This window comes from Methylovorus sp. MM2 (genome assembly GCF_001648895.1).
In the GTDB taxonomy this organism is placed as follows: Bacteria; Pseudomonadota; Gammaproteobacteria; order Burkholderiales; family Methylophilaceae; genus MM1.
Genome location: NZ_LXUF01000001.1, coordinates 663,198 through 686,045, shown reverse-complemented (window position 1 = coordinate 686,045; position 22,848 = coordinate 663,198). Strand labels below are relative to the sequence as shown.

Genomic DNA, 22,848 nt, shown 5'->3' with positions numbered 1-22,848 from the left:
CTAGTATTACTTTGATAATGAAAAAATGCTGAGTACACTATATAACTAAATTCTGCATGACTACATTAAGCGCAGCGGAATAAACCAGATCAAAATCGCTGACAAACCTTAACGCATCTGCCAGCGATCGATCATCATTACAATGATTCAAAGATACTAACTAATCTGGATACTTTATTACCAAGTCCGCTTAACAAAAAGAGTCAACCTATTCTTATTTACGTCTCGGCCATCAGCAGCAACATAATAGCTTTCATCCTGAACATCGAATGTTGACGTGAAGTAACCCCCAGCATTAAAGCCGTCGATCGCTTTACTGCCTAACGGCAGTGAGAAGTCACGGTTGAGACCGATCAAGAAGTCGCCTTGATCGCCATTCAGATGACGCGTATTTTGGTAACCTACTTTTGCGTCAAGGTTTAGATCTGCCACTGGCAATTTATACTTGAATTTGATCTCGTTATAATCTGCACCCTTGGTATCTCGACTTTTTGTCCCATTGTTATTATCTGCGCCGTAATAATCCGTCAATGCGCGATAATAAGTGTAGGTCAGCCCTTGGTAAGAAATGCCCACGGATGCCTCGAATGTGTCCTGCTTATGTCCCTTGTTAGCTTCATTATATGAATGCTCACCTTGAGGGTAGCCGTAGTAGTTACCTAGGAAATTGAGTCCGATGCCATTATCAAAGGTATGTAAATAACCACCGTATAGATCGACCTCCCAGCGATTGCCATCCGAAAAACCATCGCCTCGTCCAGCATAGTTTGTATCAATATTAGAGAACCACGTGCCCACATAAAATCCGCTGTTATGTGTCACGTCAATACCGCCTTGTAAAGCAGGCCCATCGCTTAGTGCAGTACCACGGAACATGTAGTTGCTGTACAGACCAAGATTATAGTCAATGGTATACGACGGCGTCGGCTCGATGGTCGCCGCAGGTTCAGCTTCCGCATAAGCAGTTTGGTTAAAAGCTATCACAGTGCCTAATACACCAGATAAAAATAAGCATTTCTTCATATTCATAGCATTTTCCCTTTATTAAAAAAGTTTACTGCAACGATCCCTAAACTTCATACAACCTAACTAACAACTCAACTCACAAACTAAAACTCACGTATTCAAGACTATTGATTCGCATCACTGTATGCCTGCGCCACTTCACGCTTACGCTGCCGCTCTGCACGCGATTGGTAAATGCTGGAAGCGATGACCGCAATACTGACGACAGCGATAGTGACCGCCGCCACCGCATTGATCGTAGGGTTTAACCCCAGCCGTGCCCGCGAAAAAATCACCATCGGCAAAGTAGAGTAGCCGGGGCCGGACAAAAAGGACGACAACACGACATCATCAAATGACAGGGTAAACGTAAGTAGGAATGCCGAGACAAGCGCTGGCACGAGCAACGGTAGAGTAACCAGACGAAATACCTGAAATGGTCTGCAGCCAAGATCCATCGCGGCCTCATCCAAGCGCTTATCCATCTCGTTCAATCGGGATGTCACGACCACTGCGGCATAGGCAGTACCCAATAATGCGTGCCCAAGCAAAATGGTGAATAAGCCGCGCTCAGGAAACCCTAGCCAGTGTTGCAGTGAAACCAGCATCAGTAATAACGACAACCCGACAATCACATCAGGCATCACCAGTGGCGTACTAGACATTGAAGACAACAAAGTACGGCCGGGAAAGCGCTTGTAACGGGTGAGTGCAAACGCTGTGAAAGTGCCGAAAAATACCGACATGAGTGACGAGAGAAATGCGATCTTTAACGACAACCACACAGCAGCGATCAGGTCGCCATCATTCGCCAGTGCCACATACCAACGCAGGCTGGCTTCGCTCCAGACGGTAACCAACGGTGAAGCATTGAACGAATAAATCACCAATGTAACGATGGGCATGTATAAAAATATATACACGGCGATCATCCAGGCTCGGCCAAATAACTTGTTCATGACTTTGCCTCCGCCTGGTCAGACTGGTATTTATTGAAGATCGCCATCGGCAGCAGGATCAGCAGGATCATCACCACCGCAACAGCAGAGGCCATCGGCCAATCGTTATTGCTGAAGAATTCATCCCATAGGACACGGCCTATCATCAGCGTATCTGGACCACCCAATAACTCTGGGATCACGTATTCGCCTATTGCCGGAATGAACACCAGCATCGAGCCTGCAATAATTCCCGCTTTAGATAAAGGAATCGTCACCAACCAGAATGTGCGGAATGGGCTCGTGCCAAGATCAGCGGCGGCCTCCAGAAAGCGGATATCCAGCTTGGATAAATTGGCATACAGCGGCAATATCATGAATGGCAGATAGGAGTAAACCATCCCCACCAGCAAGGAGAACGGCGTATTCATCATCGCGATCGGATCATCAATCACGCCAAGACTCATGAGCACATTGTTGATCACACCGTTATTCACCATTAGCGTTTTCCAAGCGTAGATGCGCAGCAGGAAGGACGTCCAAAATGGCAGCATGATGAGCATCAGCAACATGGGCTGCAAATGCTTGGGCGAACGCGCCATGAAATAGGCGAAGGGATATCCAATAGCCAAGCAGATGACAGTAGTGATCAGCGCATACTTGATCGATGAGAGGTAAGTTTCAAAATAAAGTGGATCGGTACTTAAGAAGATGTAGCTGGCAAAATTGAATTTGATGGTTGGCCAGCCTTGCGTCCAACTGATCATGCTGGATACCGAAGTAGACTCCATTTCTGACATGCTGATTTTCAGCACAATCAATATTGGAATAGCAGCTAACAGCAGAAACCAGAGATACGGAACACCGATTACGATTTGGCGACTGGGAATATGGTTGCGCAGGTAGTTATAAATATTAGTCATGGCATGCTCCATTGATTATTGGCTGAGAGGCTGACTAATACGTCAGCACGACCATCGCCATATCATTCCAATGTGCATAGGCTCTGTCACCCCAGGTCAGGCCACAACTCAGATCCCGCGTGTTATTCAACTCCTGCGCCTTGATCACCTTGCCGCTATCAAGTTTCAAGTGATAGGTAGTGTGAGCGCCGAAGTAAACGATCTCGACCACTTCACCGGCACACCAGTTATATTCACTTTGCGGCTGCTCTTTACTTAAGGTGATTTTCTCTGGGCGTAGCGCAACGCCGACCGACATGCCGACATTGCCACTAATGCCGTGCCCGACATAATGCAGGCACTCCTCGCAACGGATGGTGACGTGATCGGATTCGTCTTCTTCGATAATGCCGTCGAAGATATTCACGTTACCGATAAAGTCAGCCACCTGGCGGCTATTCGGCATTTCATAGACTTCATCTGGTGAGCCTACCTGCATGAAAGAGCCTTCACTCATCACCGCGATACGCGAAGCCATGGTCATGGCTTCTTCTTGGTCATGCGTTACCAGCACACAGGTCACACCGACCTCTTCAATAATATTGACCAGTTCAAGCTGGGTCTTTTCACGTAATTTCTTATCCAGCGCGCCTAGTGGTTCATCCAACAGGAGTAATTTAGGGCGTTTAGCCAGACTACGCGCTAACGCGACACGCTGCTGCTGCCCCCCTGAAAGCTGATGCGGTTTACGTTTGGCAAATTTATCAAGCTGCACCAAGCTGAGCATGGATTCAACCCGCTCAGCAATATCCCCTTTCGCCATATCGTCACGACGCAGCCCAAAAGCGATGTTCTCCCATACACTTAAATGCGGGAATAATGCATACGACTGAAACATCATATTGATTGGGCGTTTATAAGCTGGCAGATCGGTGATGTCTTTGCCTGCCAGAAAAATCTTGCCGTTGGTAGGCTTTTCAAAACCTGCCAGCATACGCAATAGGGTAGATTTTCCACAACCAGAGCCACCTAACAAGGCAAAAATTTCACCGGTGGCTACTGTCAGCGATATGTTATCCACCGCTTTAACACTACCATCGTAAACCTTGGTAATACCTTCAACGCGTAGTAACTCTTGTGGTGCCATTTTTCTGATCGCACTGGGTTTTGCCGAGTCTGTCGTTGCTGTTGTGGACATAAATACCCCTAAACTAAGTAATTTCCAGAGAATGCTTTAATTCACTACTTAAAAACGGCACCCAGCTTTGATGCTGGGCGCCCAGCCACTTACAAGCCTGTTTTAAATCGTGTAAATAACCGCGTCATCGTGCGGCGCGTATTGTTATCTACATTACCCGGCGCAATCAGGTTTGCCACGTCAGCATCTGAAAGAAAGATGGTTTTATTATTTCTGATCTCAGGGTCTACAAATGGCGTAGCCGCTTTGTTAGGGTTGGCATAAGTCACTGCATTGGTCAGCTCTGCGTGCACTTTAGGTTGCATGATGTAATTGATAAATTTGTGCGCATTGCCAGGGTGCGGTGCATCAGCAGGAATCGCCATCGTATCCATGAACATCAGCCCACCTGTTTTAGGCACCAGCGCCACGATGTTTTGAGCAGATTTATTTTCAATTGAACGTTTACGGGCAAGGTTGAAATCACCAGCCCAGCCAAGTGCCACACAAACAGACCCGCTGGCTAGATCTTCAATCTGACCACCGGAGTTAAAACGTTTGATATCAGGACGCACTTTTTTTAGCATATCGAATGCAGCTTTATAGTCATCTGCATTGGTACTGAATTCAGGCTTGCCCAAGTAATGCAAGGCAACCGGGAATACTTCAGAAGGTGTATCGAGATAAGTCAATCCACAGGATTTCAGTTTGTTTGTGTACTTGGGGTCGAATACCAAATCCCAGGCGTTATCTGGCATAGGCATGGTACCCAGTGCCTTTTTCACCTTATCGACATTGATACCAACCGTGGTGTAACTCCAAAGCCAATCCACTAGGTAAGTATTGCCCGGATCAAGCTTAGCCAACTGTGCAAGTACACCGGGATCCAGATTCTTCCAGTTAGGCAGCTTGGTTTTGTCCAGTTTTTGCAGTAAACCGCCGTCTATTTGCAATTTTGCCCAGTTGGAAGAAGGCACCACGATGTCGTAACCGGTTTTACCTGCTACCAGCTTGGCATGGAGAATCTCATTGCTGTCGAATACGTCATAACGCACCTTGATGCCGGTTTCTTTTTCAAAATTGGCAATCGTGTCTGGGCCCAGATAATCAGACCAGTTATAGATATTGAGTATTTTTTCTTCTTCTTTGGCGTAGGCGGTCGAGATAACAGTCGCAGTTAAAACGGCACCCGTCAGCGCAGCTGACAAACCCTTGCTTAACATACGTTTATTAAATAGCGATTTCATTCATATTCTCCTAGATAACCTTTAGATAGATAACCATTCACGATACTGATAACAAAAACTGATGCAAAACTACAGTTTAAGATTACATCAACAAATTCAAACTATCCAAACCAAAATTGAGTGAATCAATTGCATTCAATCAACCAAAAAAGTAGAGCTACCCCTATATCCGCACCATTTTTTATGCAGCATTTACCTTAAGTTGCTTGCTCTCCATGTACCCCAATGTTTCCAGCTCATCCAGCGTGGCATCTAAACAGTGATAGATCAGCTTCATCATGTCGTCAATCTGCGCCTTGGAAATCATGAGGGGCGGCGCAATAATCATGCGGTCACCAACAGCGCGCATAATCAGGCCATTAGCAAAACAATGGTTACGGCAGATCATGCCCACTTCTAGCGTTTCATCAAAAGTAATGTGTGCTTGCTTGTCTTTCATAAGCATAAAACCTGCCATCAGGCCGCAAGTTTCAGCGCCACCAACTAATGGGTGATGAGAAAGCTCGGCATAGCGCTCAGCCAGATAAGGGCCCGTCTCTTGGCGCACGCGATCTACCAAACCTTCATGCTCCAAAATGTCGATGTTTGCCAGTGCCACGGCGCAGGCTACTGGATGGCCAGAATAAGTGTAGCCATGATTAAAGTCGCCGCCTTGATTAATCAACACATCCGCCACGCGCTTACCGACGACCACACCACCTAATGGCAGGTAACCGGAAGTCACACCTTTGGCAAACGTCATCAGGTCTGGCTTTGCCCCAAGTAATTGAGAACCAAACCATGTGCCCAATCTGCCAAAACCACAGATGACCTCATCGCAAATAAGCAAAATTCCATATTTATCACAGATGCGTTGTATTTCCGGCCAGTAAGTTTTAGGTGGAATGATGACACCACCAGCGCCCTGAATTGGCTCACCAATGAATGCAGCCACTTTATCTGCACCAATTTCGAGTATTTTTTTCTCAAGCCAGCCAGCTGCCTCAATGCCGAAGGCATCTTTATCCTTGGCATGATCAAGCCCGTAATGATAGGGCTGCTCTATGTGCGCGATATCGGGAATAGGCAAACCGCCCTGCGCATGCATATAGCCCATGCCGCCAAGTGATGCCCCTGCCATGGTAGACCCATGATAGGCATTGTTACGGCTGATAATCACCTTGCGCTCCGGCTGCCCCAAGGTCGCCCAATAGTGGCGCACCATACGAATATTGGTGTCATTCGATTCAGAACCGGAACTGCTGAAAAACACATGCGAATAATTATCGCCCGCGAGACCGACGATGCGTTTAGCCAGTTTTACAGCGGGTACATTGGTGGTTTGGAAAAAGCTATTGTAATAGGGCAGCTCTTGCATCTGCTTGGTGGCGGCATCTACCAGCTCCTGACGACCATAACCAATATTCACGCACCATAGGCCTGACATGGCATCGAATATTTTTTCGCCTTCAGAATCCCATATATAAAGGCCATCAGCCTTGGTGATAATGCGCGCACCCTTACCCGCTAAACTTTTATGGTCAGTAAAAGGATGCAGATAATAGGCTGAATCTTCAGCTTGAATTTCACTCGTTATAGTGGTCATACATCCTCACTCAATTCTTTGCCATTGGTATGGTGGTTTTGCTGTTGTATCTTGATCGCATTAAACATGCATCAATAAATGCTCGCGCTCCCATGGACTGATCACGCGCATAAATTCATCGTGCTCGGTTTCTTTCACTGCCAGATACACATCAATGAAATTTTTGCCTAATACGTCATGCAATGCCGTTGCACCCTCAAGCACACGCAAAGCTTCAGATAAACCGCGCGGCAACTGGTAATCGGAGGCATAGGCACTACCGGTGGTTACTTCGGTTGGCTGCAAACCTTCGACAATGCCTTGGTATCCGCAAGCCAGCGTTACGGCCATGGCCAAATAAGGGTTCGCGTCTGCACCCACTACGCGATTCTCAACACGGCGTGCATCCGGGTCTGAAATCGGCACACGGATACCGACGGTACGATTGTCGTAACCCCATTCGATATTGATCGGCGCTGCGCCATCACGCACAATCCGGCGGTACGAATTCACGTAAGGCGCCAAGATGGCCATCGCCGCAGGCAGATATTTTTGCAGGCCCGCGATGTAGTTAAAGAATAGCAACGATTCGCTACCGTCTTCTTTGCTGAAGATATTCTGGCGCGTTTTGGTATCAATCACACTTTGGTGAATATGCATCGCTGAACCGGGTTCACGTTCCATGGGCTTAGCCATGAAAGTGGCATACATATTGTGGCGCATCGCCACTTCACGCAGGGTGCGCTTAAAGAAAAATACTTTATCGGCAAGCAACATCGGCTCGTCATGCAAGAAGTTGATTTCCATTTGCCCGGCACCAAACTCATGAATAAGAGTATCGAGCTCTAATCCCATGATGCCGCAGTACTCGTAGATATCTTCAAACAAGGGGTCAAATTCATTCACTGCGTCAATACTGTATAACTGGCGGCTGGTTTCAGAGCGTCCACTGCGGCCAACCGGTGGTGTCAGCGGCAAATTGGGGTCGATATTACGGGCAAGCAGATAGAACTCGAGCTCTGGCGCGACGATTGGCGTCCACCCCATATCTTTGTATAAGCCAGTCACACGGCGCAGTACATTGCGCGGCGCAAAATCAATCGGTGATCCATCATGGTTCACACAGTCCATAATCACTTGCGCTGTAGGGTCGACTGCCCAAGGCACCAGTCGCACTGTGGTCGGGTCTGGCAGTAACACCATATCTTTGTCAGTAAAGCCGAATACATTGTCGTACCCTGCGTGACCTTCTGGCGACTCACCGGTTACCGTGACGCCAAGCACCGCCTCGGGCAGCCGCATCGCGCGTTCGGTAGAAAATTTTTCACGCGGCAAAATCTTGCCTCGAGCAACGCCGGTTAGGTCGGGCACCAGACATTCAATTTCAGTGACGTTGTGCTCTGTCAGCCATCGATCCATATCTACATGGTTAAAATTCGTACAATCCATCGTCATTTTTATACTCCGCTGCTTTTCTTTGGTATTCAGTTACTCAATTGGGGCGCTATTGGGTGTATGTAAGATTTAACCGCTAATCTGGCGCGGCGCGCCCTCTTGCTTTCAATTGCCCTGCGGCTCGCGCGCGGCAGGCATCACCAAATGCTTTGAAGATAGATAAATACACAGGGTTTTGCATCACTTGCCATTCCGGGTGCCATTGCACTGCAAGCGCAAATGTTGGTGCGTTTTCAACACGTATCGCTTCAATTAGGCCATCGGGGGCATAAGCTTCAGCCACCAGACCATTGCCAAGTTGGTCGACCCCTTGCCCATGCAGTGAATTCACCATGATTTCTTCGCGACCTGTGATATTGGCTAATCGCCCGCCAGCCACCAAGCGCACTGAGTGTGCAGGTGCATATTGCTCAGCGATTGGTAAATCTTTGGGTTCGCGATGGTCTGCCATGCCGACTACTTCATGCACGGCTTGATGCAAACTGCCACCGAATGCGACATTGATCTCCTGAAATCCACGGCAGATGCCAAACAAGGGCACGCCAGCTACGATAGCCGCACGAATCAGGTTTAAGGTAATCGCATCGCGCTCTGGATCTAGCGGTAATTCTGGATTATGTACTTCTTGATCAAAATGCGAGGGGTGCACATTGGATACTGCCCCCGTGAGAAAAATGCCGTCTGCAAACTCAAGCAACGCATTGAAATCGGTATGCTCACTGATCGCGGGGACTAATAAAGGGGTGGCTTCGGCGGCCTCAGCGACTGCCAGAATGTATTTCTGCCCCACCATGTGAAAAGGGTGTTCCCCCTGATGTTTAACATCAGCAGGAATCAAGACCACAGGCTTCGTTTTTGTCGACTTCATCATGTTGGCACTGGCCAGTTTTATTGATAACGCACTTCTGCAAGGGGCATGTAAACATGCGCTATATATTGCGCTGTTTAGTTGCAGTACAGGTTTCGTGAATGTATTATTCCTTGAAATTGGTAATGCTACAAGAGCCATTTAGATTATTTTAATGGAACCACTTTAACGGCATTAGAGTTACGTTACGCTTTCAAAAATTCTTCATGGATCCAGTGCATTGAAACAATTGGTACTTTCTGAGTGGCTGTTAACGCAACTGAGCCAGGGTAGTTTCCCACGGCGTATGCCCACGCACAGGCGCATCTATGAAGCTATCCGTCAGGCGATCACTGATCGCATACTCATTTCCGGCACTCGGTTACCTTCAACACGCAACCTGTCGCAAGACCTCTCAGTATCACGCAACACGATTCTCGCTGCGTTTGAGCAATTGCTGGATGAAGGCTATGTGGCTGCGCAAACAGGCAGCGGTACTTATGTCGCCTATAACCAGCCGGATGGGTTCGCTAAGAAGCCTGTTTCGTTGGGCGCAACAGAACCACTTAAGCTACAGGATGATATCGGCCTATCGCGCAGAGGCATGGCCGCTGCTGGTTCGCTGAACAGACAAAGCCATGAAGTGCAGCCTTTTACCCCAGGCGAGGATGATTACTCCCAATTCCCCACTATGCTGTGGCGACGCCTACTTAATCGCCAGTGGCGTGCGCCGGACCCTTCACTGCTTGATTACGGCCACTCAGGTGGCTATTTGCCACTACGTCTGGCAATTGCCGATTACTTGCGCGTATCGCGCGCAGTAAATCTCACCGTGGATCAGGTGCTCATTACCGCTGGCACGCAGCAATCTATTGATCTCTGCGCACGTTTGCTGACCGACCACGGCGATCGCGCATGGATAGAAAACCCCTGCTACTGGGCAGCACGGCGCGTGCTCGAAGTGAACGGTCTGCAATTGCACCCTGTATCAGTCGATAAAGAAGGTCTGGCACCCACCACCGAAGACTTTCGCGCCACACCAAAGCTGATTTACACCACGCCATCACACCAATACCCGAAAGGTATGGTGATGAGTTACGGCCGCAGACGCCTGCTGCTCGATTACGCTGAAAGCCGCAAAGCGTGGATTATTGAAGATGATTACGATAGTGAATTTCGTTTTGAAGGCCGCCCTATTTCATCTCTGCAAGGGATGGATCAAAATGATCGTGTGCTCTACATGGGCACGTTTTCCAAAGTGATGTACCCAGGCATTCGATTGGGCTATCTGGTAGTACCGCCTAATCTAGTTGCCAGCTTCAAAAGCGGCTTATATGAATTACAACGCCCCGGGCAAGTGGTCATTCAGGCAGCACTTGCCGACTTTATCGAAGAAGGCCATTTTGCCAGCCATATCCGACGATTACGGCAAACCTACGCAGAACGACGCAAGTTACTGCAAAAATCGCTAGCCTCAGTGGCTGAGGTAGGGGCAAGGCTTTCACCTGTGGATTCTGGCTTGCATCTGGTAGTCGAGTTTGACGAGGAGGTTGATGACGTCCGTGTTGCCGCACTAGCGGCAGAACATCGCTTGCGCGTCTCCCCGCTCTCTTACTATGGCATTGGCGAAAAACGCGAAAAAGGCCTGATTATTGGCTACGCTTACGCCGCGACCGAGAGTATCAGCAAATATGGCCTTGTGCTGGCGGATGTGATTCGGGCAGCATTAAAAAAGTGAGCTAGTAACTGCGCGAGATGCCGATGAGTTAGCCTAACTTATCGCGCAACTGATACCAAGCCATACCAAGCACCAGCGCTGGCATGCGCAATAATTTCCCGCCAGGGAAATCATGGTGTGGGATTTTAGCCATCATATCCAGCCGCTCAGCTTGTCCTGCTATTGCCTCTGCTACAAGCTTGCCTGCCATGCCAGTGAGCGCAACGCCATGACCAGAAAAACCCTGCAAGTAATAAACATTAGGTGAGATGCGGCCAAAATCTGGTGCACGGTTCATGGTGATATCGACAAAACCGCCCCATGTATATTCAACGCTAGTATTGGCTAATTGCGGAAAAGTCTCTGCCATACGCGCCTGCATGGTCGCGGTCAGATTAGGTGGCGTCATAGCGCTATAGCTAACACGGCCACCATAGATCATGCGCTGTTTTTGTGAGGCGGCATCAGCAGCAAAGCGAAAGTAATCGAGTATGAAATTGGTGTCGCAAACCGCTGCTTTGGTTGGTATTAATTTGCTTGCCAACTCAGGCTCGATCGGCTCAGTACCAATGATATAGGTGCCTACCGGCATGATTCGGCGGCTAAGCTTGGGTGCCAGCTTTGGTGAAACTTCAGGCAGATACATATTGCCTGCAAGCACTACATATTTAGCTTTTATCTGGCCTTTATCAGTGTGCAAGATCGCTGTTTCACCCTCTTGCATGGCTGTCACAGGCGAATTCTGAAAAATCTTTACGCCAAGACTCGCGGCACCCTTAGCCAAACCAAGGCAATAATTGAGTGGGTGTAAATGCCCAGAGCGCTGGTCAAAATAGCCGCTGTGATAACGTGGGCTATCTATCCATTTACCAATGTTGGAGGGTTCTATCCACTGGGCATCGGTATCGTAATTATACTTTTTCGACATCTCGTCAAACCACAACCGCAAGCTGGCGCTCTTGCGTGGATTAACGGCAACACCCAAAAAGCCATCTTGCAGATCACACTGGATATTGAAACGCTTGACTCGTTCACGCACTAAATCGAGCGCTTCTATAGTCATCGCCCATACTTTTTTTGCGGCTTCCAACCCCAATGCGTTTTCGATGACGGATTGCTCGCAAGCCAATCCTGCAATAATCTGCCCACCATTACGGCCGCTGGCTCCCCAGCCGATATGTTTAGCTTCAAGCACCACCACAGAGTAACCACGATCAGCCAACTCAATGGCGCTGGATAAACCCGCAAAGCCACCACCTACGACACACACATCGACCTCTATATTTGCAGATAGCTGCGGATAGTCGGGCACGCTGTTGGCACTGGCGGTGTAGTAGGAGTTTTGCGTGAGCTTAAGCTCGGCAGATTTGAGTTCGGCAGACATCAGTAGGTTTTACCTTGAGCCTTTGCTGCCATACGTCCACATAGCCATGTCCAGATTAAATTGGCCGCGGCATTGGTGGTGAGTTCAGCATGGTCATACGCTGGTGCAACCTCGGTGCAATCCATGCCTACCCAGTTGAGGTCATACCAAGCTTCAAGCAAGGTCATTGCTTGCGCCGTAGTCAGGCCACCCGGTTCTGGGGTGCCAGTACCAGGTGCAAAAGCTGGATCCAGAGCATCTATATCAAACGTTAAATAGAGTGGAGGGTTACCGAGCTTTGCCATGCGCGCCCGCACTTCATCAATCACGTCTTGCAGTGCGGCACCATCACGACCGCGTAGTTCGCGACCCGTGTAGATACGGCCACCCTGCTCATTCACATATTCGCGTGCTGCGCGCTCGCCAGAGGAGCGAATACCGATTTGCACAAAACCCTCAGGGATCACCAAGCCTTCAGTGATAGCTTCGTATACCCAAGTGCCGTGGCCGGATGGCTCGCCAAAATGGCTTTCCCAAGTATCGCAATGTGCATCAAAATGAATAATCGCTAAAGGCTGCCCGTAATGCGCATGATAAGCGCGTAACAACGGTAAGGTAATCGAGTGGTCTCCACCTAGCCAGACCATCTGCTGCCCAACTGTCTGGCTTGCCAGTAATGAAGCAACTTGAGGAATCAACGCAGCTCGCATGCTTTCCAAGCTTGTATTGGGTAATAGCAAATCGCCCAGATCAACCAAGTCATCGACAGGCGTTGTATCAAAAAATGGATGCTCATCTCCGCACAACATATGGCTGGCCTGACGTATGCCACGTGGGCCGAATCTAGCGCCAGTGCGATTAGTCACGCTGCCATCCCAGCTAATACCAGCAATACCAAAAGCTTTATTGGTAAGGCCATCGGTGCTGAACGGCACACCTAAAAAACCGCCTGTCATCACATAGGCAAATCCGTGATTCATTGCTGCTCCATATAAAAATGACGGCTAAAAATAATTACCATTAGATTGAAAATTGGTAAGATGATAATGCATATTTTGGTATTTTATATAGAGCCAATCCATAAAAATGGCCAGAACCACTTTACGCATTTTATAACCCGAATAACAGAAGCAGACGGAATAAACCCTGTGCCATAGCACCATGAAAAACTGTTAAATACGGCAAAACTGATGCTGCAAAATGAACGAACGGACTAGAAACAACTATATTCATCTTTCAGCGTTAATTAAAAGCTCAATCCATTAAAATTTGTGATTAGCCGTTATTTAAAATAAGGAAAAAATATGACGAAAACCATCAACGACATCGTTGATTTTGCCACGAATACAGTAGAGCCAGAATACGGCATAGTGCCTCAAGAACGAGTAGTAGCTGGGGTTGCCAGCGATGCAAATGTCAAAATCAAGATGACGACATTGAATCACTACACCGACCCCACTGACCAGTTTTTCGCAGGCATATGGCACTCCAGCATAGGGGCAAAAACTGTGAGCTACACTGAAGAAGAGGTCTGCTACATCTTGGAAGGTCGGGTACGTTTAACAGACAGTGCAGGCAACGCAAAAGAGTTCGGGGCTGGCAGCACCTTTGTATTGCCAGCAGGATTCAAAGGTATTTGGGAAACACTAGAGCCAATCAAGAAGATTTATGTGATTTGGCAGGCAAAAGATCAAGTCATTTAATGTCGTTGACCTATGAATTGTAGATAACGACTATCGGCCATCAACGGACATTGATTTATAACTCCCTGAATAAATCAGAATCTTACTTTTTCGTTGATCAAGGATTCCACCCACTCCAAAAAAACTCTAACTCTAGGTGATAGATGCTTACGATGGGGGTATAGCGCATGTACAGGCATTGGAGCTGGCCGCCAATGCGGCATTACTTCAGTCAGCTTGCCGTTCTTCAGCAGATCGCTCACATCGAAAGCCGGAACCTGGATTAAACCCAACCCTGCTACAGCTGAGGCAATATAAGTTTCTACCGTGTGCACACTAATACGGCATGGGATTGTGACTGTTTTTTCTGATCCATCGCTATCTACATATTGCCAATTTGTTTCTGTGGTATTTAGGTTACCACTACGTTTGCTACCATAATGAATAGCCCGGTGCGATGCTAGGTCATCAAGATTTTCTAACTTAGCATTCACCTGTAAGTAATCAGGACTAGCGCAATTAATCATCTCAACCATCCCCAGAGGTTTGGCTACAAGGCTACTTTCTGACAATGCCCCTACTCGTATCGCGCAATCGACTCCGTCCTCAACCAAGTCAACGATTCTGTCATCTGCACCTAATGTGATATTGAGTTCAGGATGGTTTGCTAAAAACTGAGGTAAAGCCGGTATTACAATTCTTCTGGCAATACGACTCGGCAAATCAACATTTAGTTTGCCATTTAAAGGCGCTGAATTCGCACGAAACTGATGATGCAGGGCCTCGAATTCATCAAGCAGCGTATGGGTACGTTCTAGAATTGAGCTGCCATCCTCTGTCAAACTGAGTTTGCGCGTAGTGCGTTGCAGTAATCGCGTGCCGAGAGCGGCTTCTAGTTGGGCAACTGCCGCTGACACTGTTGCACGTGGCAACGCTAAATCCTCAGCAGCCCTACTGAAGCTTTTCAGCTCAGTAACGCGTATAAAAATTTTCAGCGCATCTATCCTGTCCATAAACACCCCTATTGTTTGTGATTTATAGATAGTCTATCCATAATTTCAGGATTGTAATTATTTATCGTTCAGGTGAGTATGGAAGTCACAGATTTATCACCCAAATTTTCTTGTTATGGAGACTCAAAAATGGCATCACGTACACTCAAAGACAAAGTTGTCGTCATCGCAGGTGGCGGTAAAAACTTAGGGGCATTGATTGCCCAACAGTTTGCAGAAGCAGGATTGCGCGGGGCAGCAATTCATTACAACAGCGCATCGTCCAAACCAGATGCGGATAAAACGGTTGCAACACTAAAGGCCGAAGGGGTGGATGCCTTTGCTTTCCAAGGCGACCTTTCGATTGTAGAGAACAATGTAAAACTATTTGATGAAGCGCTTAAGCAATTTGGGCATGTTGATATTGCAATCAATACAGCTGGGCTCGTCATCAAGAAACCAATCCTAGATGTGACAGAGGATGAATTTGATAAAAGCTTTGATGCAAACGCCAAAGCTGCTTTCTTTTTCATTCAGCAAGCTGGCCGCACACTCAGTGATGGCGGTAGCATTGTCACTATCGTATCGTCTCTTTTGGCTGCCTACACTGACAGCTACGCTATATACCCTGGCAGTAAAGCGCCAGTAGAACACTTTACGCGTGCAGCCTCAAAGGAATTCGGTTCTAGGGGAATCAGTGTGAATGCCATAGGCCCAGGACCGATGGATACGCCCTTCTTCTACGGACAAGAAAGTAAGGAGGCTGCTGCCTACCATGCCTCAGCAGCAGCGTTAAGCGGGTGGTCAAAAAAAGGGCTTACCGATATCGAAGACATTGCACCCATTGTACGTTTCTTGGTCACTGAAGGCTGGTGGATTACTGGCCAAACGATTTTTGCTAACGGCGGCTATACTACGCGTTAAAATCTAGTCATTCCAAAGGAGCGCTGAGCATGCACACATTGATCGTAATAGGCGGCGGTTTTGCACTTTTAATTGCTAGCGTGCTGCTTGGACATGCTTGGGGTAATGGCATACCAGGATTGCTCACTGGTGCAAAACTCTTCATCCCCATCTGGATAATTTGCAGTGGCCTGAATATGTGGATAGGCGTACAACATGGTTATTCATGGGGCGAAGAGTTGCCTATATTTTTAGGCATTTCCGCAATCCCCATTATTGTGGCCAGCTTAATATGGTGGAAATTTTCATGAATCATGCATGCCTACTCGCCTTGTTAGGTTATTTAGGCTCTTCTGAGAACGCCAATACACCCTTTTGATTCATTCAATAATCGCTTAACAATGTAGAAAACCTGTTGAATAATGAGGCTAGCAAGCCGTTAAAAGTTTTAATACTTTGAAACTTGGTTAGAAAATTGCTTACAAATTTATTAAATGACCATGAACGATCAAAATCAAGAGCAACGCCTTAGAAACATCCTCGATACCAGCTACGATGCTTTTGTTGGGGTTGATCACAATGGATTCATCATCGAATGGAATCAGCAAGCCGAAAATATTTTTGGATGGAGCCAACAGGAGGCGCTAGGCCAAAAAATGGAAGAGATGATCATTCCTGAGAGATTCAGAGAAGCCCATCAGCATGGAATGCAGCGTTTTCTAGAAACGGGGCACGCTGAAGTATTGAATCGCCGTATTCAGTTAGAAGCTACCAGAAAAACAGGGGAAGAGTTTCCCACTGAAATGGCAATTACCTACATTATGAACTCAGGAATGCATGAGTTTTATGCATTTATCCAAGATATTTCTAATCGCAAACTTGAAGAGCAAAAACTACGTTTCTTGGCATCTAACGACCCACTCACAGGTTTGAGCAATCGAGCATATTTTAATACGAGCTTGCCTGAGGCAATGGCAAGGAGCAGGCGCAGTAATACAAATCTGGCCTTGATGTACCTAGATATAGATCATTTCAAATCCATTAATGACTCTTTAGGGCACGAAGCAGGAGATCGACTTCTGCAAGAATTCGCCATCAGGCTTAAAAGCAAGTTACGTGAAGTTGATATTGTTTCCCGTCTTGGAGGTGATGAGTTTACGGTGATTATTGAAGGTGTGATTACCGAAGATAACGCAGGTAAAGTAGCAGGCAATATCTTGCAAGAACTCAACCGAGGCGCTTGGTTAGACACCCATGACCTAAAGATTACCTCAAGCATCGGTATTGCAATCTACGATGGTCGTGCGGTAGAGGCGGATAAACTGGTGGCACTGGCTGATAAAGCGATGTACAAAGCCAAACACTCTGGCCGTAATAACTTCAAAATATTAAGGTTTGAAGATATTGAAACATCGACTGAAAATAAATCCCTGCTTCCAAATCCTACAAGCATAGAAAATACGCAACAACTTCTGAGTATTCCTGAGAATGGGGATGGAGATTTCTTACAAAACACTTTATCGGCTTTACGACGCCATCTTGATATGGATGTCGCATTTATCTCACGCTTTCACGACGGCGTTCGAGAGTTTGAATACGTCGATTCAAAAGACCTAAATCCACCGATTTCAGTTGGCGATAGCGGCGCTCTTGAAGACGGCTATTGCCAGCGAGTAATTGATGGGCGCTTACCAGAGATCATTAATGACGCTTTCGAATTGCCAGAAGCAATGAGTTTGGAAGCTACGGTAAAACTACCTGTTCGGGCACATATGAGCGTACCGATCCGACTTAGTGATGGTAGTATTTATGGTACCTTTTGCTGTTTTAGTTATAAACCAAACCAAACGCTCAATGAGCGTGATATTTCTGTGATGCATGTTTTTGCGGATCTTATATCGAAACATTTGTAGTTTCACACGCTAGCCTCACAGTTAATCAAACAATTTGAAGTAGTCATCGTTGAATGCAAAACCAACTCACTTGTTGTTGATCAGTTGCTCGCCTAGTACGATAAACATCGTCACAAGACTCACCACTACCATTTAATGGTAGTGGCTATTTCAATAAGCAAACGCTTATTTCAACGAGACAATCGCCTCGATCTCCACCAATACATCACGTGGCAACTTAGCGACTTGCACCGTTGAGCGAGCTGGTGTGTGCGTGCCAAATGCCTCTGCATAAATGCCATTCATCACAACAAAATCATCCAAGTTTTTCAAGAATACGGTGGTTTTGACGACTTTTGATAAATTAGCACCAGCAGCTTCTATCACCGCTTTGAGGTTGGCTAATACTTGAGTGGTTTGTACGGTGATATCGCCTTCCACCAAAGTACCATCTGCACGTAATGGAATTTGCCCTGATGTAAATAAGAGGTCACCAACGACCATGGCTTGTGAGTATGGGCCGATGGCGGCAGGTGCGTTTGGTGTTTGAATCACTTGCATGGATAAACCCTTTTTATTAATTAACTGGAATGATACTGAGCTATTGAAGAGCAGGCTAATCAACCCGCATCTGAATATTGAAATTGTACCCGTTTGACGTTACAAAATAGTTCATAAGCGATGGTACCTGCAGATTTTGCAACCTCATTGGCAGACACTTGATCACCCCATAATTCCACCTGACTGCCAATATTCGCACTTGGTATATCAGTAAGATCAACAAATAACATATCCATTGAAACACGGCCTATCAGCCTAGTCATCTGCCCATCAATGGCGATTGGTGTGCCTGTAATAGCCGACCTTGGGTAACCATCCGCATAGCCACACGCCACCACGCCAACTGTAGTATCGCGCTCAGCAGTGAATGTGCTGCCATAGCCGATAGATTCACCTTTGGCGATTTTTCGTATCGAAATAATACGCGATGTGAGCTGCATAACAGCGCGTAGCACCTGCCCCGTAAGTTGCTCTGGTACTGGGTTAGCGCCATACAGCATAATACCAGCGCGCGACCAGTTGCCCTGCGCGTGGGGCCAGCTGAGAATACCTGCCGAGTTAGCAAGGCTGGTTTCGCAGAGCGTTGCAGAAAGTTTGCCCATGCCCGCAATCGCTTTTTGAAAAATGACGGTTTGCTGCTGCGTATGGTCGGAATTCAAATCATCCGCATTGGCAAAATGTGTCATCAGTACAACCTTAGCAACACTGGCATGCTGACTAAGAGATGAATATGCATGACTGTAGTCGGCAGGTGACAACCCTACTCTACGCATACCGCTATCTAGCTTAAGCCAGATATTGAGTGGCTTTGCCAGAGGCGTCTCAAGCAATACCTCTACCTGCCACAGATGATGAATCACTACCCATAAATCATTCGCGACGATGACTGGTAATTCACAGACTTCAAAAAAACCTTCGAGTAATAAAATGGGGGCTGTTATTCCCGCCTCACGCAGTTGCAACGCTTCTTCTATGGCTGCTACAGCAAAACCATCAGCTTCATTTTCAATCGCTTGCGCACATTGAATTGCCCCATGGCCGTAAGCATTGGCTTTGATAACAGCCAGCGCCTTACCGCTGTGAGATTGTTTGGCGATGCGGTAATTATGACGAAACGCATCCAGACGAATATGAGCGATAGCAGGACGTGACATGGGCGACTTTATTTTTGTTTTGTTTGATATGCAAAAGCCGTGGGTTGCTGGTGATTGCTACGCTTGCTTGCACCATAACGACTGATCGCCAAATCATCACTACGAATAGCCGTTTTATGCTGAGCCACCATATCTGCCAATACTTGCCCTGATCCACAGGCCATAGTCCAGCCTAAGGTACCGTGACCTGTGTTGAGCCAGACGTTATCTAGTTGTGGATTAGTAGAGGCGCGACCAATAATCGGCGTACCATCTGGCGTCATAGGCCGCAAGCCAGTCCATAGCGTGGCATTGGGCACATCACCCGCATTGGGGAATAAGTCATTGGTGATCATTTCCAGCGTTTTGCGGCGCCTTGGGTTCAGGCTTAAATCAAAGCCTGCCAGTTCAGCCATGCCACCTACGCGAATGCGATTGTCAAAACGCGTAATAGCCACTTTGTAAGTTTCATCCATCACTGTAGAAACGGGCGATGCCTCGGCATTCACCACAGGCACGGTAAGCGAGTAGCCCTTGACGGGATAAACAGGAATATCAATCGCCAGTTGCTGCATCAATTGGCGAGAATAACTACCAAGCGCAATCACGTATTGATCGGCCGTTAGGCTTTCTTTACCTTCATACGTACTAATTTCAACGCCTGTAACCTTGCCATTACTGGTGAGTAGTTGATCAATTGACACATTCTGGCGAAACTCTACGCCAAGCTTGCGTGCCTCTTCGGCTAGCCGTGTGGTGAATAACTGGCAATCACCTGTTTCATCACCGGGCAAGCGTAGACCACCTGTAAGTTTGTACTTAACTAAATCCAAGGCAGGTTCGGCAACAGCACAACCTTCTCTATCTAATAATTCAAAAGGCACGCCTATGCGACTCAACACAGCAATGTCTTTTGCTGCGGCATCGAGCTGGCGCTGGGTACGAAATACCTGCAAGGTTCCTTGAGTACGTGCCTCATATTGAATGCTTGTCGTAGCTCGCAAGTCACGCAAACAATCTCGGCTATATTCAGCAAGGCGCACCATGCGCTCTTTATTGATGTCATAACTGGCGGAATTACAGTTTTGCAGCAGCTTTAAGGCCCACTGTAGTTGCCAAAGTGTTCCATCGGGCTTCATGGAAAATGGGGCATGGCGTTGAAACAGCCATTTCATGGCTTTCAGTGGAATTCCAGGGGCAGCCCAAGGTGAAGAATAGCCCGGAGATATCTGGCCTGCATTAGCAAAACTGGTCTCCAACCCCGGCGCAGGTTGGCGATCTATCACGGTGACTTCAAAGCCTTTACGTGCCAAGTAATAAGCACTCGTTACGCCAACGACTCCCGAGCCTAAAACCAGTATGCGCATGATACCTCTCTCCAAGCCTTTTAACTTACATCAACCCCTACAGCAATATGACTACAGTTTATTTTCTTACAACATCAAAAGTTGACTAAATATTAATATTAAATAGATTTAATCAACTAAATTTATGCAATATGCAGTGATTATTTCTGTTTTTTAGCAATCTATTGTTTTATAGTCTCTAAAAGAGATAGTGATGCAATATTTAAGGATGAGCCATGCGCATACGCACCCATGCAGTTCGTGAACTTGATCGTATCGATAACAAAATATTATCTGTATTACAGCAAGATGCACGTATCCCGATTACCGAACTGGCTGAACGTGTAGGCTTATCTGTCACACCTTGTGGCGAAAGGGTCAAACGCCTGGAAAAAGAAGGTGTGATTCTTGGCTACCACGCACGACTTGATCCGCATGCGCTTGGGCTTTCCCTGCTTGTATTCGTCGAGCTGAAGCTATCCACTAAATCGGGCACGATTTTCAACAAGTTCAAGCAAGAGATACTGAAGCTACCCAGCGTGCTGGAATGCCATCTAGTTTCAGGAGATTTTGATTACCTGATCAAGGCACGCATCACACAAATGACGGACTACCGCACTTTACTTGGCGATATTTTGCTCACACTACCAGGTGCGCAGGAATCCAGAAGCTATATTGTGATGGAAGAAGTCAAAGAGGGCTTTGCATTGCCTCTTGCAGAGAATATAGCGGAGTAAACTCTCTGCGCGCGTTGCATTCCCCATGTAATATGCCAAACGACCTGATAACCCTGAACCTCTATGTTTTTTTGCAGTGAATTTCTATCCGATTTTTTGACGATTGCTTAATTAACGTGCCCATGCCTAGACTAATTCGTTATTTTTCAGAGAAAAATGCTCGTGCATTTGTTGAGAAAGGGGAGGTTCTTTTCCGATCTCTGTCCTATTTCCGAGATTATGAAGACAACGAAGTTCGTTCTGATGAACATGAGGGTACGCTTGTTCATCTTCCGTCTAATGGATTAAAAGTCACTCTAGTTGATAGCGGAGAATCGATTTCTCTGCCTCATAGATTTGAGTCCACAGCTAAGGAAGACGAAATTTTCGTCTACTGTATGAGCACCGAACTTTCCAAAGATATCGGTCAACGATTCAAGGCCGATGTAGCAATTGAAATCGTTGACCCGGTGAGATTCTTATCCCGAATTCGTTCATCTCTATCTTTGCGCAGACGCCTTCGAGCCGAGCAACTAACTCATCAGCCAGTACGTTATTACGAGTGGCATGAACCACCAATCGTTGACTGGGCTCTTCCAGAGAAAATTGCTATGTGTAAACCAAAGTCATTTAAATGGCAGCATGAGTATCGATTCGCAGTACCTGCGGGAGATGCGCTCCATGTGGAGAATGTAAGTGTCAAACTTGCGCCTCTCGACAGTAAGCGCTCATCGCGCGCAGATTCGCATCCTCAGCTTTTGCTCAAGCTCGGAAATATTTCCAAACTTTGCCGAGTGCATAATCTAGAGAAAATTTCTACTTCGTTAGAACGTCGGCGGGCTGCACGAGCTTACCAAAATACAAACCTGATTCCCCGCGTTGCGAAACCGGTGCGGTTCGCGACTGTTGAAATAATAAGCATCACCAGCGCCTAATACACGTGTGGACTCGCCTACGGTGACTTCAAGTTGGCCTGACAATATCACCGCACCCTCTTCGCCTTCATGTTGCAGCATAATCATGCCTGTATCAGCACCTATCTGATAGGTTTCATGCAATATCTGTAACACATGACCAGCCTTGGCAGAGCCAATCTGGCGGTAAGAAATACCTTCACCACCACTAATCTCGGTGAGTGCTTCAGCCCGATAAAACACTTCACTTTTCATGCCCGGCAATTCATCCGAGAAGAATTCGCCCAACGTCATGGGAATGCCCGCCAATATACGCTTCAGAGCGCTGACTGAGGGGCTGGTATTGCCGGACTCAATAAGAGATATCGTCGCATTAGCAACACCTGCACGCTTTGCCAATGTGCGTTGCGATAGCTCATGTCGCAATCGCACCATGCGCAAACGAAAACCGACATCCATTTCCATAAAAGCACCTTTACCCATGACAAGTGTTT

Annotated in this window: 21 protein-coding genes; 6 read left to right on the top strand and 15 right to left on the bottom strand. The window is 47.1% G+C overall.

Annotated elements, in window-relative coordinates; genetic code table 11:
• Window positions 1-177: 177 nt before the first annotated feature.
• The 8 genes from A7981_RS03155 to A7981_RS03120 all read right to left on the bottom strand — a co-directional run bounded on the left by A7981_RS03155 (window position 178) and on the right by A7981_RS03120 (window position 9,159).
• The gene (locus A7981_RS03155) at window positions 178-1,029 is read right to left on the bottom strand and encodes a TorF family putative porin (RefSeq protein ID WP_067263900.1); all 852 of its coding nucleotides are present in this window, start codon (window positions 1,027-1,029) and stop codon (window positions 178-180) included.
• Between the two features lie 101 nt (window positions 1,030-1,130).
• A complete protein-coding gene (locus A7981_RS03150) occupies window positions 1,131-1,964 on the bottom strand; it encodes an ABC transporter permease (protein WP_067263897.1) in 834 nt (277 codons plus the stop codon).
• Entirely contained in the window at window positions 1,961-2,866 is a 906-nt protein-coding gene (locus A7981_RS03145) for an ABC transporter permease subunit (RefSeq protein ID WP_067266438.1), read from the bottom strand. The genes A7981_RS03150 and A7981_RS03145 overlap by 4 nt, the downstream gene beginning before the upstream one ends.
• A gap of 34 nt (window positions 2,867-2,900) precedes the next feature.
• Entirely contained in the window at window positions 2,901-4,043 is a 1,143-nt protein-coding gene (locus A7981_RS03140) for an ABC transporter ATP-binding protein (RefSeq protein ID WP_165595533.1), read from the bottom strand.
• 89 nt (window positions 4,044-4,132) lie between these two features.
• Window positions 4,133-5,269, bottom strand: coding sequence for a polyamine ABC transporter substrate-binding protein (locus tag A7981_RS03135; protein WP_067263894.1), 1,137 nt, complete (start codon window positions 5,267-5,269; stop codon window positions 4,133-4,135).
• Between the two features lie 181 nt (window positions 5,270-5,450).
• Entirely contained in the window at window positions 5,451-6,854 is a 1,404-nt protein-coding gene (locus A7981_RS03130; RefSeq protein ID WP_067263891.1) for an aspartate aminotransferase family protein, read from the bottom strand.
• A gap of 60 nt (window positions 6,855-6,914) precedes the next feature.
• The gene (locus A7981_RS03125; protein ID WP_067263888.1) at window positions 6,915-8,288 is read right to left on the bottom strand and encodes a glutamine synthetase family protein; all 1,374 of its coding nucleotides are present in this window, start codon (window positions 8,286-8,288) and stop codon (window positions 6,915-6,917) included.
• Between the two features lie 76 nt (window positions 8,289-8,364).
• Window positions 8,365-9,159: a gamma-glutamyl-gamma-aminobutyrate hydrolase family protein gene (locus tag A7981_RS03120; RefSeq protein WP_254258486.1), complete on the bottom strand. Its 795-nt coding sequence runs from the start codon at window positions 9,157-9,159 to the stop codon at window positions 8,365-8,367.
• Between the two features lie 217 nt (window positions 9,160-9,376).
• On the opposite strand from A7981_RS03120, the gene A7981_RS03115 reads away from it, so the two are divergent.
• Entirely contained in the window at window positions 9,377-10,873 is a 1,497-nt protein-coding gene (locus tag A7981_RS03115; RefSeq protein WP_067263881.1) for a PLP-dependent aminotransferase family protein, read from the top strand.
• A gap of 28 nt (window positions 10,874-10,901) precedes the next feature.
• On the opposite strand, the gene A7981_RS03110 is transcribed toward A7981_RS03115, so the two are convergent.
• Together A7981_RS03110 and speB are read right to left on the bottom strand one after the other, a co-directional pair.
• Window positions 10,902-12,236, bottom strand: coding sequence for an FAD-binding oxidoreductase (locus tag A7981_RS03110; RefSeq protein ID WP_067263878.1), 1,335 nt, complete (start codon window positions 12,234-12,236; stop codon window positions 10,902-10,904).
• Entirely contained in the window at window positions 12,236-13,195 is a 960-nt protein-coding gene (gene speB / locus A7981_RS03105) for an agmatinase (protein WP_067263875.1), read from the bottom strand. The genes A7981_RS03110 and speB overlap by 1 nt, the downstream gene beginning before the upstream one ends.
• Before the next feature lie 324 nt (window positions 13,196-13,519).
• Between speB and A7981_RS03100 the strand changes: the two genes are divergently transcribed.
• Window positions 13,520-13,918: a cupin domain-containing protein gene (locus tag A7981_RS03100; protein ID WP_067263872.1), complete on the top strand. Its 399-nt coding sequence runs from the start codon at window positions 13,520-13,522 to the stop codon at window positions 13,916-13,918.
• A gap of 74 nt (window positions 13,919-13,992) precedes the next feature.
• Here A7981_RS03100 and A7981_RS03095 read toward each other — a convergent pair whose 3' ends face one another.
• A complete protein-coding gene (locus A7981_RS03095; protein ID WP_067263869.1) occupies window positions 13,993-14,910 on the bottom strand; it encodes a LysR family transcriptional regulator in 918 nt (305 codons plus the stop codon).
• Between the two features lie 129 nt (window positions 14,911-15,039).
• On the opposite strand from A7981_RS03095, the gene A7981_RS03090 reads away from it, so the two are divergent.
• From A7981_RS03090 to A7981_RS03080, 3 genes are all read left to right on the top strand, one after another.
• Entirely contained in the window at window positions 15,040-15,813 is a 774-nt protein-coding gene (locus tag A7981_RS03090) for an SDR family oxidoreductase (protein ID WP_067263866.1), read from the top strand.
• A gap of 29 nt (window positions 15,814-15,842) precedes the next feature.
• On the top strand, window positions 15,843-16,103 hold the full coding sequence (locus tag A7981_RS03085; protein WP_067263863.1) for a hypothetical protein: 261 nt from the start codon (window positions 15,843-15,845) through the stop codon (window positions 16,101-16,103).
• Window positions 16,104-16,292: 189 nt separating this feature from the next.
• Complete coding sequence (locus A7981_RS03080) at window positions 16,293-17,705, top strand: diguanylate cyclase domain-containing protein (RefSeq protein WP_165595532.1); 1,413 nt, start codon at window positions 16,293-16,295, stop codon at window positions 17,703-17,705.
• Window positions 17,706-17,870: 165 nt separating this feature from the next.
• On the opposite strand, the gene A7981_RS03075 is transcribed toward A7981_RS03080, so the two are convergent.
• The 3 genes from A7981_RS03075 to A7981_RS03065 are packed head-to-tail and all read right to left on the bottom strand — an operon-like array spanning window position 17,871 to window position 20,745.
• Window positions 17,871-18,245 carry a RidA family protein gene (locus A7981_RS03075; protein ID WP_067263857.1) on the bottom strand — a complete coding sequence of 125 codons (375 nt, stop codon included), beginning with the start codon at window positions 18,243-18,245 and terminating at the stop codon, window positions 17,871-17,873.
• A gap of 59 nt (window positions 18,246-18,304) precedes the next feature.
• Window positions 18,305-19,399, bottom strand: a complete 1,095-nt coding sequence (gene alr, locus A7981_RS03070; protein ID WP_067263854.1) for an alanine racemase — start codon at window positions 19,397-19,399, stop codon at window positions 18,305-18,307.
• Window positions 19,400-19,407: 8 nt separating this feature from the next.
• On the bottom strand, window positions 19,408-20,745 hold the full coding sequence (locus A7981_RS03065; RefSeq protein ID WP_067263850.1) for a D-amino acid dehydrogenase: 1,338 nt from the start codon (window positions 20,743-20,745) through the stop codon (window positions 19,408-19,410).
• Between the two features lie 215 nt (window positions 20,746-20,960).
• Between A7981_RS03065 and A7981_RS03060 the strand changes: the two genes are divergently transcribed.
• Window positions 20,961-21,461, top strand: a complete 501-nt coding sequence (locus tag A7981_RS03060; protein WP_067263846.1) for a winged helix-turn-helix transcriptional regulator — start codon at window positions 20,961-20,963, stop codon at window positions 21,459-21,461.
• An 803-nt stretch (window positions 21,462-22,264) separates the two neighbouring features.
• On the opposite strand, the gene A7981_RS03055 is transcribed toward A7981_RS03060, so the two are convergent.
• On the bottom strand, window positions 22,265-22,837 hold the full coding sequence (locus A7981_RS03055) for a cupin domain-containing protein (RefSeq protein WP_254258485.1): 573 nt from the start codon (window positions 22,835-22,837) through the stop codon (window positions 22,265-22,267).
• Window positions 22,838-22,848 lie beyond the last annotated feature (11 nt).

Excerpts from the sequence above, each read along its gene's own strand:
- A7981_RS03155 (WP_067263900.1), bottom strand. The coding sequence starts at position 1,029 with ATGAATATGAAGAAATGCTTATTTTTATCTGGTGTATTAGGCACTGTG.
- A7981_RS03150 (WP_067263897.1), bottom strand. The coding sequence starts at position 1,964 with ATGAACAAGTTATTTGGCCGAGCCTGGATGATCGCCGTGTATATATTT.
- A7981_RS03145 (WP_067266438.1), bottom strand. The coding sequence starts at position 2,866 with ATGACTAATATTTATAACTACCTGCGCAACCATATTCCCAGTCGCCAA.
- A7981_RS03140 (WP_165595533.1), bottom strand. The coding sequence starts at position 4,043 with ATGTCCACAACAGCAACGACAGACTCGGCAAAACCCAGTGCGATCAGA.
- A7981_RS03135 (WP_067263894.1), bottom strand. The coding sequence starts at position 5,269 with ATGAAATCGCTATTTAATAAACGTATGTTAAGCAAGGGTTTGTCAGCT.
- A7981_RS03130 (WP_067263891.1), bottom strand. The coding sequence starts at position 6,854 with ATGACCACTATAACGAGTGAAATTCAAGCTGAAGATTCAGCCTATTAT.
- A7981_RS03125 (WP_067263888.1), bottom strand. The coding sequence starts at position 8,288 with ATGACGATGGATTGTACGAATTTTAACCATGTAGATATGGATCGATGG.
- A7981_RS03120 (WP_254258486.1), bottom strand. The coding sequence starts at position 9,159 with ATGATGAAGTCGACAAAAACGAAGCCTGTGGTCTTGATTCCTGCTGAT.
- A7981_RS03110 (WP_067263878.1), bottom strand. The coding sequence starts at position 12,236 with ATGTCTGCCGAACTCAAATCTGCCGAGCTTAAGCTCACGCAAAACTCC.
- speB (WP_067263875.1), bottom strand. The coding sequence starts at position 13,195 with ATGAATCACGGATTTGCCTATGTGATGACAGGCGGTTTTTTAGGTGTG.
- A7981_RS03100 (WP_067263872.1), top strand. The coding sequence starts at position 13,520 with ATGACGAAAACCATCAACGACATCGTTGATTTTGCCACGAATACAGTA.
- A7981_RS03095 (WP_067263869.1), bottom strand. The coding sequence starts at position 14,910 with ATGGACAGGATAGATGCGCTGAAAATTTTTATACGCGTTACTGAGCTG.
- A7981_RS03090 (WP_067263866.1), top strand. The coding sequence starts at position 15,040 with ATGGCATCACGTACACTCAAAGACAAAGTTGTCGTCATCGCAGGTGGC.
- A7981_RS03085 (WP_067263863.1), top strand. The coding sequence starts at position 15,843 with ATGCACACATTGATCGTAATAGGCGGCGGTTTTGCACTTTTAATTGCT.
- A7981_RS03080 (WP_165595532.1), top strand. The coding sequence starts at position 16,293 with ATGAACGATCAAAATCAAGAGCAACGCCTTAGAAACATCCTCGATACC.
- A7981_RS03075 (WP_067263857.1), bottom strand. The coding sequence starts at position 18,245 with ATGCAAGTGATTCAAACACCAAACGCACCTGCCGCCATCGGCCCATAC.
- alr (WP_067263854.1), bottom strand. The coding sequence starts at position 19,399 with ATGTCACGTCCTGCTATCGCTCATATTCGTCTGGATGCGTTTCGTCAT.
- A7981_RS03065 (WP_067263850.1), bottom strand. The coding sequence starts at position 20,745 with ATGCGCATACTGGTTTTAGGCTCGGGAGTCGTTGGCGTAACGAGTGCT.
- A7981_RS03060 (WP_067263846.1), top strand. The coding sequence starts at position 20,961 with ATGCGCATACGCACCCATGCAGTTCGTGAACTTGATCGTATCGATAAC.
- A7981_RS03055 (WP_254258485.1), bottom strand. The coding sequence starts at position 22,837 with ATGGGTAAAGGTGCTTTTATGGAAATGGATGTCGGTTTTCGTTTGCGC.